Source organism: Reichenbachiella sp. 5M10 (assembly GCF_002742335.1).
GTDB lineage: Bacteria > Bacteroidota > Bacteroidia > Cytophagales > Cyclobacteriaceae > Reichenbachiella.
Map to the genome: position 1 here is coordinate 481,800 of NZ_MDGR01000007.1, position 14,381 is coordinate 496,180.

12 protein-coding genes are annotated in these 14,381 nt (G+C 46.2%); 5 read left to right on the plus strand and 7 right to left on the minus strand.

Features of this window, described 5'->3' with window-relative positions:
- The first annotated feature begins 53 nt into the window (after positions 1 to 53).
- Positions 54 to 1,751: a SulP family inorganic anion transporter gene (locus BFP72_RS02010; RefSeq protein WP_099597516.1), complete on the plus strand. Its 1,698-nt coding sequence runs from the start codon at positions 54 to 56 to the stop codon at positions 1,749 to 1,751.
- Positions 1,752 to 1,802: 51 nt separating this feature from the next.
- Positions 1,803 to 2,321 (plus strand): DUF4251 domain-containing protein, encoded by a 519-nt coding sequence (locus BFP72_RS02015; RefSeq protein ID WP_099597517.1) that lies wholly within the window; start codon positions 1,803 to 1,805, stop codon positions 2,319 to 2,321.
- A 58-nt stretch (positions 2,322 to 2,379) separates the two neighbouring features.
- Here the strand turns inward: BFP72_RS02015 and BFP72_RS02020 are convergent, their stop codons facing one another.
- Positions 2,380 to 4,056 carry a sodium:alanine symporter family protein gene (locus BFP72_RS02020; protein WP_099597518.1) on the minus strand — a complete coding sequence of 559 codons (1,677 nt, stop codon included), beginning with the start codon at positions 4,054 to 4,056 and terminating at the stop codon, positions 2,380 to 2,382.
- 295 nt (positions 4,057 to 4,351) lie between these two features.
- Between BFP72_RS02020 and BFP72_RS02025 the strand changes: the two genes are divergently transcribed.
- Positions 4,352 to 4,906 carry a DinB family protein gene (locus BFP72_RS02025; protein WP_099597519.1) on the plus strand — a complete coding sequence of 185 codons (555 nt, stop codon included), beginning with the start codon at positions 4,352 to 4,354 and terminating at the stop codon, positions 4,904 to 4,906.
- Here BFP72_RS02025 and BFP72_RS02030 read toward each other — a convergent pair.
- The 6 genes from BFP72_RS02030 to BFP72_RS02055 form a co-directional block, all read right to left on the minus strand.
- The gene (locus BFP72_RS02030; protein WP_099597520.1) at positions 4,903 to 6,063 is read right to left on the minus strand and encodes an SAM-dependent methyltransferase; all 1,161 of its coding nucleotides are present in this window, start codon (positions 6,061 to 6,063) and stop codon (positions 4,903 to 4,905) included. The genes BFP72_RS02025 and BFP72_RS02030 overlap by 4 nt on opposite strands.
- Positions 6,064 to 6,079: 16 nt before the next feature.
- Positions 6,080 to 6,979: an SdiA-regulated domain-containing protein gene (locus BFP72_RS02035; RefSeq protein ID WP_099597521.1), complete on the minus strand. Its 900-nt coding sequence runs from the start codon at positions 6,977 to 6,979 to the stop codon at positions 6,080 to 6,082.
- A gap of 13 nt (positions 6,980 to 6,992) precedes the next feature.
- Entirely contained in the window at positions 6,993 to 8,297 is a 1,305-nt protein-coding gene (murA, locus tag BFP72_RS02040) for a UDP-N-acetylglucosamine 1-carboxyvinyltransferase (protein WP_099597522.1), read from the minus strand.
- The gene (locus tag BFP72_RS02045) at positions 8,297 to 9,001 is read right to left on the minus strand and encodes a DUF4290 domain-containing protein (RefSeq protein WP_099597523.1); all 705 of its coding nucleotides are present in this window, start codon (positions 8,999 to 9,001) and stop codon (positions 8,297 to 8,299) included. The genes murA and BFP72_RS02045 overlap by 1 nt, the downstream gene beginning before the upstream one ends.
- A gap of 292 nt (positions 9,002 to 9,293) precedes the next feature.
- Positions 9,294 to 9,746: an FKBP-type peptidyl-prolyl cis-trans isomerase gene (locus BFP72_RS02050; protein ID WP_099597524.1), complete on the minus strand. Its 453-nt coding sequence runs from the start codon at positions 9,744 to 9,746 to the stop codon at positions 9,294 to 9,296.
- Between the two features lie 455 nt (positions 9,747 to 10,201).
- A complete protein-coding gene (locus tag BFP72_RS02055; protein ID WP_099597525.1) occupies positions 10,202 to 11,383 on the minus strand; it encodes an acyl-CoA dehydrogenase family protein in 1,182 nt (393 codons plus the stop codon).
- Positions 11,384 to 11,548: 165 nt separating this feature from the next.
- On the opposite strand from BFP72_RS02055, the gene BFP72_RS02060 reads away from it, so the two are divergent.
- Positions 11,549 to 12,514, plus strand: a complete 966-nt coding sequence (locus BFP72_RS02060; protein ID WP_099597526.1) for a tryptophan 2,3-dioxygenase family protein — start codon at positions 11,549 to 11,551, stop codon at positions 12,512 to 12,514.
- 29 nt (positions 12,515 to 12,543) lie between these two features.
- A complete protein-coding gene (locus tag BFP72_RS02065; RefSeq protein ID WP_143519901.1) occupies positions 12,544 to 14,376 on the plus strand; it encodes a toxin-antitoxin system YwqK family antitoxin in 1,833 nt (610 codons plus the stop codon).
- Positions 14,377 to 14,381 lie beyond the last annotated feature (5 nt).

The window sequence follows — 14,381 nt, forward strand, 5'->3', positions numbered from 1 at the left end:
CATCGAGAGGACGGAATCTCGCGTAGTTTTGTGGTGAGTGATTACATTAGCCTATGATAGATCGTTTGCTGCCTATTTTACACACGCTGAAGCACTACAGCAGAGCACAATTAAAAGGGGATGTGATGGCGGGTATGACCGTTGGGGTGATGATCGTGCCTCAAGGCATGGCCTACGCAATGATTGCAGGGTTGCCACCTGTTTACGGATTGTATGCATCTATATTTCCTCCTTTGATATATGCCTTGTTTGGGAGCTCGAGACAGCTATCGATAGGGCCTGTAGCGATGGATTCATTGCTGATAGCGACAGGAGTATCGTCCATGGCAGTGGTGGGGAGTGGAGAGTATATCGCGTTGGTGATATTGTTGGCATTCATGATTGGGGTGATGCAGTTGATGATGGGTGTTTTTCGCTTGGGTTTTTTGACCAACTTTCTTTCCCGTCCTGTGATTATGGGGTTTACTCACGCTGCGGTATTGATCATTACGGTGAGTCACTTGTCTTATTTTACAGGAGTGCAATTGTCCACGCACGCACATCTGCATGGAACCTTGATCGAATGGGTGACGCGTTGGGATGAAGTGGATGTGTGGACTCTTCTACTAGGCTTGGGTAGTTTTATAGTAATTTTTGCTTTTAAGAAATGGAGCCCTCGAGTGCCTAGTGGGTTGGTGGTGTTGGTAGGGGGAGCTACTCTGGTTTATTTGCTGGGATTGGATCAGGTAGGAGTAGAGACGGTGGGGACCGTGCCTGCAGGGCTCCCAGATATTGCAATGCCTTCGTGGACAATCAACGAGATTCGTTCTTTGCTACCTATCGCTTTTTCGCTGGCATTGATTGGGTTTATCGAGGCATATTCGATTGGCAAGACCTTACAATTCAAACATAACAATAGCTATGAAGTCAAAGCCAACAAGGAGCTTGTGGCATTAGGTTTAGGCAATGTCGTGGGGTCATTTTTCAGTAGTTTCTCTACTTCGGGGAGTTTTAGTCGTTCGGCGGTCAATGACAAGGCGGGCGCACAAACCACCTTGGCTTTGGTGTATAGTGCCGTGATCGTGGTTGTGGTACTGTTGTTTTTGACTCCTTTGTTTTACTTCCTGCCCAAGGTAGTCCTAGCAGCGATCATCGTGGTGGGTGTACTGGCATTGATTGATATTCCTAGCATTGTTCGATTGTACAGGACAGATAGCTATGATTTTATCCTGTTGATGGTCGCTTTTGTAGGGACGATTGTTTTAGGGATTGTCTGGGGAGTGATGCTGGGCGTTGTGCTTTCATTGATGGTACTGGTATACAAGACGAACAATCCACATATTGCCGAACTAGGGCAAATCGGGGAAACTACGTTTTTTAGGAATCTCAGTCGTTTTGCCAACGCGATCAATCGACCAGAGATTGGAATCGTGCGCTTCGATGCGATCCTTTATTTTGCTAATGTCGCAGCTCTCAAAGAAAAAGTAGCAGCAATCGTCGCAGAGAAACCAGAGATGAAGACTTTCGTTTTGGATGCTCAGAGTATCAGTGATATAGATTCGACGGGCTTGGATACATTGCGTGAGATTTTTGTGGATTTGAAGGGGCGAGGCATTGTTTTCAAGGTGACGTCTGTCATAGGTCCTGTTCGAGACAAGCTGCACGGAGCGGGATTGGTGGAGCAGATTGGTGTGCAGCACTTTCATGATTCCATAGGAGCTGCATTGGGAGTTTTGGATGTTGAGGATATTCCTTTTCAGACCAATCGATAATTTTTTGGCATAGTATTGGGTATGGTGTCTTTGTAATTAAAAAGAGATACCATGAAAAGTTTATTCCTGATCCTTGCTTGTCTATTCCTCACTGTAGCTGCGGTGTTTGGTCAAAGCGCCAAGAAAGTTGCCAAACGAGAAGCTCGTGCTAAAGAGTATGCTGCGACCAAGGCACTCATTGAGTCAGGTACGTTTTCGTACGTAGCGGATTGGGCCACTACCCAAAAAGGAGCTCGAATCAACTTGGCGACAAATGGAAACAGTCTCATCGTCACGCCAGGGGAGTCAGCAGCAAGTATGCCGTACTTTGGAGCGGTACAAGTACCCAACATGAGCGGAGAGGGTGGGATCAATTTTGACGATCAAGTCAAAAATTACAAAGTAGACTATAAGGAAAAGAAAATGAAGATTATCGTCAGTTTTGATGTGAGATCCTCGAATGGAAACGAAAATTTCCATTGTGTATTCAACATCTCGTCGAGAGACAATGCCTCGTTGGGAATCACGAGTGGTGCTCGAAACAGCATTACATACGAAGGTAAAATTGCAGAGTGGAAAGAAAAGAATTAGGTTTTTTGGAAATGGTTATAATGAAAGAGGCTACCCATCGGTAGCCTCTTTTTTGTCTTTACTCAGGTGTTTTTTCGTCTGGGTATTCTTTTTTGAACCCATCCCAAAAGTCGTTGACCGTTTGTTTCATGTCCTTGTGGAGATAGATCAACCCAAATAAATTGGGTAGAGTCATTACCGCAATCGCTATCCCTGCCAGAGACCAGATGATGGTCGTATCAGTGAAAGATGCCAAGAAGAAGCCAATCACATAGACAATGCGGTAGTAAACCACCGACCCACTACCAAAGAGAAAGGTCATGGCACGGTCACCGTAGTACGACCAAGAGATCGCAGTACTGAAGGCGAATAGAAGAATACCTATCGAGACGATGTATGCCCCATAACTCCCAAAGAAGCCACGCCCAAAAGCCATAGCTGTCAACGGGGCACTGTGCACGAGAGATTTGCCTCGTAGGCTAATTTCTGGATCCGATGGATTGCCTCCAGTGATAGGGGTAGTCCCGGTAAAGAGCTGTCCGTTTTTAAGTACTTCTACTTCTTCGGCTAGGGATCTGGCATGTAGGATTGTGACTGGAGTGATGAGTTGTCCTTCTTTGACAATGAGTTCTCCTTCGTAGAGAGGCAGTGGTGATTCGCCGGAGATATGTCCATAGAGCATCGCTTTGCCTTCATCGGTTTGATCAGTAATGTCGACATGCGTCAAAATACTCAAGTCTGAAGTCTGAAAATCATTGGAGTGCTTTTCGTTCCAGACACCTGAGGAGAGCAATACGAGCCCTGTGATCGTACAGATCACTATCGTATCGATGAATGGTTCTAAGATGGCAACCATGCCTTCGGATACAGGTTCGTGTCCTTTGGCTGAGGCATGAGCGATAGGAGCACTGCCTTGGCCTGCTTCGTTAGAGAATAAGCCTCGTCCTACTCCCTTGGTAAAGGCGAAGGAAATCGATGCGCCAAGAAACCCACCAGTTGCGGATGATCCAGTGAAGAGATCCGAAAAGATAGAGCTTAGTGAGGGGATGATTTGGTCGTAGTTGTAAAAGATGACAGCAAATGCTCCGATGAAATAGATCAGAGCCATGGAGGGGACCAATTTTTCGGTCACCGCGGCGATACGATGGATGCCGCCAATGATAACAAAGCCTAGGAGTACGGCGAGTACCCCTCCTGTGAGCATGTGGTGGATGCCAAAAGTAGCATTGAGGGTATTGGAGATACTGTTGATTTGCGGTAAGCTTCCCGTCCCAAAGGAAGAAAGGACTGTAGCGACAGCAAAGGCGCCAGCGAGCCATTTCATGTTCATTTTGTTTTTCATGAAGTACATCGGTCCACCAGCCATGGTGCCATCGGCTGTTTTTTCTCGGTATTTGTGCGAGAGGGTCACTTCGACGAACTTGGTGCACATGCCTACTGCAGCAGTGACGAGCATCCAAAAGAGCGCAGCGGGACCTCCGATATGAATTGCCAGGGCGACTCCAGCGATATTTCCTGTGCCCACGGTGCCTGAGAGGGCAGTAGCCAGTGCTTGAAAGTGAGAAGTGTCTCCTTCGTCATCACTTTTGTCAAACTTGCCTTTGACTACTCGGATGGCAAACCCGAAGTATCGGATTTGAGGAAATTTTAGATAGATAGTGAAAAATAACCCTGTACCGATGAGTACATACGGAAACCAAAAGGAGCTACCGATATAGCTGTCGATGAGCAGGAGTATATCATTTAATTGTTGCATATGGATTGTTGTTCATGTAATCTCGAAACAACAAATCTATAAAAACAGGAGGCTTAGAAGAGGGATGGAAGCTATTTATCTTTGGGATACCGTCAAAAAACAGTTTTCGCAAGAAGGAACTAGAGACCCTTCGGAGACAGTTTTAGGATTTGTTTCCTTGTGGTAGGGGCGAGTTTTTTTGATCCATGGAGAGCTTTTGTTGATTTTGATAGGACTGAGACGTCGGCAAGAGGGAGAGCGGAATTATATTGCAGGAGTAGAAAGAGGTAGATGATTCAACTAAAATAGAGACAAAATGAAACGATCAGAACTGCTACAAGCACTTACAGCCGATACGTTGCAGATTATAGAGGAGGTCAAGGTTTTTGAAGCTTATGAGGAAGAGGTGCTGACCCGGCGGTCCAACCCCAACAAATGGAGTGTGGTCGAATGTCTCGAACACCTCAATATTGCGGATGCACATTATTTGCTGCTTTTTGATCAAAAGCTCCCAAATGGGCTGGTGAGTGAAGAAGTGGAGTACAAATCTTCGTGGGTGGGCAGCTACTTTGTGAAATCTATGAAGCCCCGAACTGATGGGACGATCCCGTCACCGATGCGTACTTTACGCAAGTTTGACCCTGAAGTGGTTGTACATCAGGATACTTTGTCCAAATTTTTGGAGGATCAGCACGAGTTGCTTCGCTACTTAGAGATGTGCCATAGTTTGGATTTGAAACGCATCAAGATTCCATCTGCGATTGGTCGTATAGTGACTTTTCGATTGGGAGATGCTCTGCGGTTTTTGGTGGCACACAATCAGCGCCACGTGATACAAGCGAAAAACGTCCTGCGTGAGCTAGGGGTCTAGTTCGCTTCCTCGATCAATTTCTCCAGTTGCTGGTAGTCTAGCCCGAACTCTGATTTGAGTTCTGCGATCTTCTGCGTCGCACTATCGTGATTTTTTTTGCTATGGTGATTGACTCCTACGAGCATGACGTTTTTGCGGGTGTGTTCGTTGGATACGAATTCAAATATCTTCGACTCATACCCTTCTCGCTCTAGGAGCAGGGCACGGATCGTGTCGGTGACCATTTCGTACTGTCTTTCTTTGAATATACCGTACTTGAGTAGCGGATTGGCTGTGGGTTTGCCTTTGAGTTGCTGACGTACTTGCTTGTGACAGCAGGGAGCAGAGACGATGAGACCTGCTTTTGAGGCTATTCCTTTGGCGAGAGCATCGTCAGTGGCCGTGTCACAGGCATGGAGGGCGATGAGGATATCTATGTCGTTGTTTTCATAGTCTTGGATAGGCTGGTTGACGAATTGGAGTTGTTGGTACCCGAGTTGTTGGGCAGTTGCGTTGCAGAAGTCTACTAGGTCTTTGCGGAGCTCGATGCCTGTGACAGAGACTTGGTAGCCCTTTTGTGTCATGTATTCGTAGAGAGCGAAGGTCAGGTAGCCTTTGCCTGAGCCCATGTCCACAATTTTTGGGGATTGAGGGAGTGTGGAAGATTGGATCAGTCCCTCCATGATCTCAAGAAATTTGTTGATCTGTCGGTATTTGTCGGCCATTTTGGGGATGATCTGGCCTTGGTTATCCGAGATGCCGAGTAGCTGTAGGTATTTGGCGCCAGCTTCGCTACGTTTCTTTTTGTTGTGGTCGTGAGCCAGAGAGGTGCTGCTACGGACGGCTTTGCTTTTTTGGATCGTTACCTTTCCTTTTTTGCTAGTCAGCAAAGAGCAATTCTGATCTTGGGTGCAAAGCGTCGCGTTTTTGAAATGAGTGTCTAATTGGAGGTTGATTTCGGCCAAGGCCTCGTCTGCCGTATAGTTTTTGGTTTCGTCTTTGGAGAGGTAGCGGTAGGTGAAGGAGTATAAGGTTCCGTCTTTGATGCGTACAGGTTTGACGAAAATGTTTTGGAGGGGAATGGTTTTGATCGGTGGTTTACTCAGTGTCAGTTTGACGAATGTCTGATCTTGTATACTGGCATGGACATGATCCGAAAAATCTTGCTTTGTACTCATGGCACAAAGCTAAATATTAAAATCCTTTGGGGCGTGAAAATTGCAGAATGATGGGGGTGTTGCCCATCAAACCATGTGTGTCTTGAGCGTGTTTGGTGACTGATTTCCCGTTGTTGTCAAGTCCTATCCATATCTCATCATCGAGTAGGAGGAGAGCTTCTGCCATGCCGTATTTTTCTGGTCCGTAGAGTTTGCCTTCGTGGTGACTGGCGATGTGTCGGTAGTGTACTTTGTCGATTACCTCATGTGTTTTGGGATTGATTTTGGTGATGTAGTTGCCGTTGCGTTCTATGAGATAGAGATAGCCGTTTTCGTATTTGGCATCCGAAAAATCACCACTTTCTGTTTCGGGGATATTGAATTTATCGGTGATTTTTCCGCTTTCCATGTCGATCGTGAGGATGAAGCGTGGCTGTCTTTCTTTGATCAAATACATGGTTTGATTGCCACAGTCGATGGCTAGACCTTCCCATCCGGCATTGCCCCAGGTGTGGGGTCGAAGCTCTGCTGATTCGAAATCAATTGGTAAAATCTGTGGAGTGATCAGGGGGCCAGATGTAGTGTCGAGACGAAATCTGAGGATCTGACCATTGAGTTCGTCGGCTAGATAGAACAGCTCGTCGCAGTAATCGACCGCTTCTAGGTCCGTTTGAGCGAAAGCTCGAAAAGCATATTCCTTAGAGAAAGTAAAGTCAGGTCCCTGAGTACGAACCTCGTAGAGATAGGTGTTCCAAGGTTTGTCTGCAATCACATAAGTGTGCTCTGCTATGCGCACAATGCCACTGAGGTCAAACTGACGAGCATCGTCAGTTTGGAGCTGTACAATGTGTCGCAATTCTAGTGCAGGATAGCTAGGTTGTGCCCAGCTATCCTCGATATAGATAGTGACAAGAGCAATGAGAAGCAATACTCTCATGGCGTTCAAGTTTTTAGATACGTTCGATTTTAGCACCTATGGCATTCAGTCTGCTGTCGATATTCTGATAGCCACGATCGATCTGTTCGACATTGTGAATGATACTATCTCCTTCGGCAGACATCGCTGCGATGAGCAAAGAGACACCTGCACGAATATCAGGAGAGGTCATGGTGATGCCTTTGAGTGCAACTTGCTTGTCCAGTCCGATCACTGTCGCACGGTGTGGATCACAGAGGATCACTTGTGCCCCCATTTCGATCAGTTTGTCTACAAAGAATAATCTGCTTTCAAACATCTTTTGATGGATGAGCACGGTGCCTTTGGCCTGTGTTGCTACGACGAGTGCGATACTGAGTAGGTCAGGGGTGAATCCTGGCCAGATTGCATCGGCTATGTTCATGATGGAACCATCGATGAAGGTTTCGATCTCGTAGTGGTCCTGCTCAGGGATGAAGATGTCATCTCCCCTGAATTCCATTTTGATGCCGAGTCTTTTGAATATGTCTGGGATGATTCCCAAATGGGGGATTCCAGCATTTTTGATGGTGATTTCGGATTGTGTCATGGCAGCCATACCGATGAAACTACCGATTTCGATCATGTCGGGCAGCATGGTGTGCTCTGTCCCGTGTAGGGACTCTACACCTTCGATGGTGAGGAGGTTGGATCCGATGCCTGATATTTTGGCCCCCATACGGTTGAGCATGCTACATAGCTGCTGCAGGTAAGGTTCGCAGGCTGCGTTGTAGATGGTTGTCGTACCTTTGGCCAGTACGGCAGCCATGACAATGTTGGCGGTGCCTGTGACCGAAGCTTCGTCCAATAGCATGTAGCAACCTGTCAGGTGCGAAGCATCGATGTTGTAATATCCAGACTTCTTGTCGTAATTAAACTCTGCTCCTAGTTTTTGGAATCCAGTAAAGTGCGTATCTAGTCTTCTACGGCCGATTTTGTCTCCGCCAGGCTGAGGGATCATACCTTTCTTGAATCGAGCCAAAAGAGGTCCGAGGAGCATGATCGATCCTCTCAGTGAAGAGGCCATTTCGCGGTATCGCGGTGACTCAAGAAAATCTATGTCTACTTGATCTGCCTTAAAAGTGTAGGACTCGGGGCTGTTTTTGGTGACCCGCACACCGATTTCATTGAGCAGCTCGATGAGTTTGTTGACATCCCGGATATTAGGGACTTTGTTGATGACCATTTCTTCTCCTGTGAGCAGAACGGCCGATAGTATTTGTAATGCTTCGTTTTTTGCACCTTGAGGGACGAGTTCTCCCTTGAGCTGAGTGCCTCCTGTCACATGAAAAGACGCCATTAATTTCTTCTTCTTCGGTTGTTGTTATTGTTGTTGTTTCTTCGGTTGTTATTGCCACCGTTGTTGTTGCGTCTGTTGCGATCGTTTCGGTCGTTGTTGCGAGGTTGCTCCGTACCCATTTGGTTTTTGATCCCACGCTTGTCTTTCTTTTGTGGCTCGAAGAGGTCGCCGCTTTTTACTTTTTCCATGTCTATGTCGAGACGGTTTTTCGAAAGCTTGCGGATGTTTGTGTATACGACGCTATCCTCCATGATGTCCTGATTGTAGGAGTAGAAGAAGGTTTTCATCAGTTTGCCGATGTGTATGATAGCAGCTTCTTGCTCTTCGGCATCTTCGAGAGTGATGGCTTTGTCGATCAAGAGCTCGATGTTTTTGCCAAAGTGTCTGAAAGTGATGTCATTATCAGAGTAAGGGACACGTAGTGGTTTCTTTTCCAATATCTCCTTGTCGGGAGTAGGGAACGGTCCGTCTATGTCCAATTTGAAGTTGGAAATGATGTGTAGATCATCCCAGATTTTTTGGTTGGATTCAGTAGTCTCTTTTGCCGCTGGATTGATAAGTTTCATCATATCAACCATCGTTTGGGCTTTTTTGTTTCTTTCCTCTTTGTCCTCGATAGTCAGTAGGTGATCGACTAGTTTCTGTACGTTTCTTCCGTATTCTTTGAGCGTGAGCTGCTCCTGGACTGTATTGTAATCGTGCATGTGCTTTTTCTAAATAAGAGCCAAAATTAACCTTTTAACCCGATAATCTGTGCGAATTAAATTATTTACCTGTTATCAATCAAATATTATTGCAAGGATGAAGACACTTTTTTTATCATTTTTTTCACTTGTCGTGCAACTTTTGTATGGCGATTGTCATCTAAACTTATGAAAGGTTTATTTACATGAATGTAGAATCCTCATAAACTAAACCTGACCCTAAGGTCAAAATGAAAAGCCCTGATTTCTGTATGTTGAAATCGGGGTTTTGTTTTTTTTGTGCGTCGAATTCTTAATTGACTGAAATCAGAGAGACATCAAAGATGAGCACAGAGCCTCCAGGGATGCTCCGTGTATCGGAGTTGCCATATCCTAAATGGGCAGGAATCAACAGTATCCCACTACCTCCTTCTTTGAAGTAGCGAATGCCCTCGGTCCACCCCGAGATGACCTGCTGTAGATTGAATGAAATCCCAGAGCTGCTGCTTTGGTCAAAGATTTGTCCGTCTGTGAAATAGCCTTTGTACGCTACGGTTACGTTGGAGTTGAATTGCGGTCTTGTGCCAGTGCCTGCATCATGGATGACATAGTAGAGGCCTGTTTCGCTTTTGGTGGCGTTCAGGTTGTTTGCTGCGATGTAGGCGGTGATCTCAGCTTCGTTGAGTGCTGTATAATCTTTCTCTTCATCGTCTTGGCAAGACATCAATAGCATAACTAGCAGTGCATAACATGTGTGTTTAATCATATTCTTCAATTTTGAGAATGTAAAAATAGCGAAATGTTTATTGTGAAATCCTACTGTCACTTCACGGAGAATATAGGGTAGCTTTGCTTAGTATGAAGTGTTCAAAATTAATGATTTCCAATTATCAGTATTGCCCTTGCTAGTCGGGAGTCCCCTAGGTTATCAATAGAAACTCTCTAGGTGCAAGATGCCTCAGCGTGCTGTGGGGCCTTTTGTTGAAGTAAATTCACCTCCATACCTGTAAAAACATCTTGGATTGATCTAACCTATCAAAGATGTGTCATCGCAATTTTTTCTAAAAGGACTGCGTTGTGTGTTCTAAATTGCATCTAAGATTTGATTAAAAGTGCCAAAATGACTAATCTCATGGGGCAGAGGAGGGGGGTGATGGCTGTAATTTAAGCGTTGTCCTCGCTGAGAGCGAGGACAACGGTAGTTAGTAGTTGTTTTACCCATCACTTCACCGCAGATATCCCCGTAATCTCATGCCCCAAGATCAGTAGATGAATGTCGTGGGTGCCTTCGTAGGTCACGACAGATTCTAGATTCATCATGTGCCGCATCATGGGGTACTCTCCTGTGATGCCCATGCCACCGTGGATTTGCCGGGCTTCTCGCGCTATGTCTAGGGCGGTGGCTACTGCGTTTCTTTTGGCAAGGGAGATTTGGGCGGTGGTTGCTTTGCCTTCGTTCATCAGGGAGCCTAAACGCCAGTTGAGGAGTTGGGCTTTGGTGATCTCGGTGAGCATCTCTGCGAGCTTTTTTTGGATCAGTTGGAAGGAACCAATCGGTTTGCCAAACTGATGGCGTTCCAGCGCATAACGTCGCGCCGAGTCGTAGCAGTCCATCGCAGCACCGATAGCGCCCCAGGCGATCCCATAGCGGGCAGAGTCGAGACACATCATCGGTGCACCGAGACCTGACTTGCCAGGGAGTAGGTTCTCTTTCGGGATTTTGACATTGTCAAATACGAGTTCGCCTGTGCAGCTGGCACGCAGCGACCACTTGCCGTGCGTCTCTGGTGTGCTGAAACCCTCCATGCCGCGCTCTACGATCAGGCCATGGATGCGGCCTTCTTCGTTTTTGGCCCAGACGACAGCTATGTCCGCCTTGGGGGCATTGGATATCCACATCTTGGCGCCATTGAGCAGGTAGTGGTCACCCATATCCTTGTAGTGCGAGACCATACCACTAGGGTTGGAGCCGTGATCAGGCTCGGTCAGTCCAAAGCAGCCTAGCATCTTACCCGAACCGAGTTTGGGTAGGTATTTTTGTTTTTGCTCTTCTGAGCCAAATTTGTAAATAGGATACATCACCAGTGAGCCTTGAACAGATGCAGTGGAGCGCATCCCTGAGTCGCCCCGCTCTATCTCCTGCATGATCAGACCATAGGCGATGTAGTCCAATCCGCCACCTCCATACTCCGCAGGGAGTTGCGGGCCGAAAGCCCCGATTTCTCCGAATTTTTTGACAATCTCGTAGGGGAAGTGGTTTCGCTCTGCCCAGTCTTCGATGTAGGGGCTGATTTCTTTTTTGACAAAAGCACGGATGCTTTGACGGATCATGAGGTGTTCAGGGGTGAGCAAGTCGTCTAGTTGGTAAAAGTCGGGCGACTCAAAGTGGTCTTTGTTTTTCATGGCTATGCTGTTTTGTCGGTGTGAACTTTGTCTTGGGATTTGAAAAATCACGAGTCAGTCCCATCGTACCGCTTGTCTCGGCTGAGGACTAATTTGTGTAATTATCTCATGGTTTCCATGTATTCTTATCAAATTTACAGTTGCAACATCAAATAATAACCCAAAATGAGTGCAGAACATATTGACCCTAAAATCTTAGCACAAGTCAAAAAACTGGAAAAAAAGTATGACGCCATGGGACAGGATTTGTCGTCCTATTTGGACGGGCTGCTTCATGCGGATTACTTGACTTACTGGGATTACATTCATCTGGATACGTTGTTGAGTCTTCAAAACCCGAAGACACATTTTCCTGACGAGAAGATTTTCATCATTTATCACCAGATCACGGAGCTGTATTTTCAGCTGATCCTCAACGAGATCGAGCAGATAGCAGAATTGGACACGCCAGACGAAAAGTGGTTTGCCATGCGACTCAAGCGGATCAATCGTTATCTGCTGCACTTGGTGGATTCTTTTGATGTGATGATCGACGGGATGGATCAGCAGCAATTTTTGCAGTTTAGGATGTCGCTCCTGCCTGCGAGTGGTTTTCAGTCGGGGCAATTGCGCTTGATCGAGTTGTCGTGTACCTCTATGATCCACTTGGTGGAGCAAACCCAAAGAGCAACTTTGGATCCCAATAACATAGAAGCGATGTACCCGCATCTGTACTGGAAGAAGGGAGCGACCGAACTCGCTACGGGCAAAAAGACCCTGACGCTACGCCAGTTCGAGGAGAAATATGCCGAGCAGTTCGTGAAACACGCCACCAACTATCAATTCAAGAATATATGGTCAAAATATAAGTCGGACTATGAAGGTTGTACAACGAGTGAAGAGATCAAGAACTTGCTGAAACAGATTGACTTACTGGCCAATGTCAACTGGCGCTTGGCGCACTATAAATCTGCGGTGCGCTATCTACAGCGTGACCCAGACATCATCGCTGCGACGGGTGGTACCAACTGGCAGCAGTATTTGCCACCGAGATTTCAGAAAGTTATCTTTTATCCTGAGCTTTGGTCGGACAAGGAAGTGGAAGACTGGGGAAAAAGTTGGGTAGATGAGACAGTTTTCAATGCACAATAGTATCGTATATTAGTCAGGTGAATCGAGTGGTGAAGCAATGTATATTGATTGGGTGGGGAATGCTTTGGGTGTTGCAGGTGTGTGGGCAGCAAATAGAGCGCCGTACTTACTATGACCAAGCACATACGACGCTCAAGGAGGTTTTTTTTGTCAATGATACGCTCGAAAACCTGCTCAAGGGACCCTATAAGTCATATTACCATTCGGGACAGGTCAAATCTGAAGGCGAGTACCTCTACAATCATGCGACAGGTGACTGGGTGTACTATTTCGAGAATGGAAATATTCGGAATACGGGGGCATTTTTTCGCGGCAAGTCGGTTGGGCTATGGACGTATTTTTATGAAAATGGGAACAAGCGCTCCGAGGGGGTGCTAGATGACAATCAACGTGCTGGGGCATGGACGTTTTACTACGAGAGCGGAGGACTGAAAAGCAGCGGAGAGTACATCGAGGGCAACAAAGAAGGGGTGTGGAGCTATTATTATGAAGAAGGGTCGCTCAAAGCCCAAGCATTTTTCAAAAAGGGAAATGGACAGTACAAAGAATTTTACTTGTCAGGAAACCTAAAGATGGAGGGGCTCAACCGTAGTGGAAAAAGTGACAGTCTGTGGACCTATTATTATGAATCTGGGGAAAAGATGGCAGAGGGGTATTATCAAAAAGGGTTGAAATCAGGGCCTTGGAAGTATTTTTTTAAGAATGGTGAAATTTCTGCTGAAGGAGGCTATGTCGAGGGGAAGACGATTGGAAACTGGATTTATTACCATGAAAATGGGGCGAAGAGTGCAGAGGGCTTGCAAAAGGACAGTCACAAGGATGGCTATTGGAAGATGTTTTATCAAACCGGAGAAATGAAAGGAGTGGGGGAGTTTGACGAAGGAACAGGTGAGTACAATGAGTACTATATCAGTGGCAAGCTCAAGGTAAACGGTCATTTCAAGGATGATCTTAACGATGGACATTGGACCTATTTTGACGAAGAAGGAAATGTCGAGGGGGAGGCAGATTTCGTCGAAGGACTCGGCCAATACAAGGGGTATTATCTTGATGGAAACCTCAAAATGACAGGGAAAATATCTAGCGGTCGCAGAGTAGGGGAATGGACGCTTTATAAAAAGAACGGAGAGATTGCAGGAAAATACCATCCTGTATATCAAGAGGATAACCCGATCTTCTTGACAGAAGAAAAACTCAACGACGGACGAAACGAGGAGGAGTATGAAAAGCCCGAATATAAATACAAGCGAAAGAAGTCCCGTTATTTTACACCGGTGGTCAATGAGTATAGAGGGGTGATCTTTGGGACCAATCCTTTGATGATGCTGGTGGGGTATGCGCCGTTTTCGGTGGAGTACTATATGCAGGAGCGTCTTGGGTATGAATTGCTCTACATGTACCGAAGGAGCCCGTTCTTTTCTTCACTGACAGGCGAGTCAATGGGCGACGTGTTTGTCGAAGGACACTCACTTCAGTTCAAACAGAAGTTTTATAACAAAGATCAAAAGCATGGCATGATTTATATTGGGCAGGCAGCTGGAGTGGATATCAATAGGTATTCGGCGATTGTCAATGGAGGAGCTACAGATAAGACCATTAGCGAAGGCGAAACGGAATACTATTATGGGGTGATCGTAGGAGATCGGTGGATGAAAAATCCTGGAAATGCAGGTTTTACGATCGATGCGTATTTCGGACTGGGATTAGGCTATCGGTACATCAGCAAGGATTACCAAGACAAGGCATGGGACAGCGTGTTTGAGGAGGTGCCTAGAGCAGGAGTGTACGTGCCTATATTTTTTGGGATAAACATCGGATACCTCGGGTTCAAAAAACATCAAACCAACGGGCCAGTTAGATAAGGAGA

Coding starts and splice junctions, on each gene's coding strand:
- BFP72_RS02010 (WP_099597516.1), top strand. CDS start 54: ATGATAGATCGTTTGCTGCCTATTTTACACACGCTGAAGCACTACAGC.
- BFP72_RS02015 (WP_099597517.1), top strand. CDS start 1,803: ATGAAAAGTTTATTCCTGATCCTTGCTTGTCTATTCCTCACTGTAGCT.
- BFP72_RS02020 (WP_099597518.1), bottom strand. CDS start 4,056: ATGCAACAATTAAATGATATACTCCTGCTCATCGACAGCTATATCGGT.
- BFP72_RS02025 (WP_099597519.1), top strand. CDS start 4,352: ATGAAACGATCAGAACTGCTACAAGCACTTACAGCCGATACGTTGCAG.
- BFP72_RS02030 (WP_099597520.1), bottom strand. CDS start 6,063: ATGAGTACAAAGCAAGATTTTTCGGATCATGTCCATGCCAGTATACAA.
- BFP72_RS02035 (WP_099597521.1), bottom strand. CDS start 6,979: ATGAGAGTATTGCTTCTCATTGCTCTTGTCACTATCTATATCGAGGAT.
- murA (WP_099597522.1), bottom strand. CDS start 8,297: ATGGCGTCTTTTCATGTGACAGGAGGCACTCAGCTCAAGGGAGAACTC.
- BFP72_RS02045 (WP_099597523.1), bottom strand. CDS start 9,001: ATGCACGATTACAATACAGTCCAGGAGCAGCTCACGCTCAAAGAATAC.
- BFP72_RS02050 (WP_099597524.1), bottom strand. CDS start 9,746: ATGATTAAACACACATGTTATGCACTGCTAGTTATGCTATTGATGTCT.
- BFP72_RS02055 (WP_099597525.1), bottom strand. CDS start 11,383: ATGAAAAACAAAGACCACTTTGAGTCGCCCGACTTTTACCAACTAGAC.
- BFP72_RS02060 (WP_099597526.1), top strand. CDS start 11,549: ATGAGTGCAGAACATATTGACCCTAAAATCTTAGCACAAGTCAAAAAA.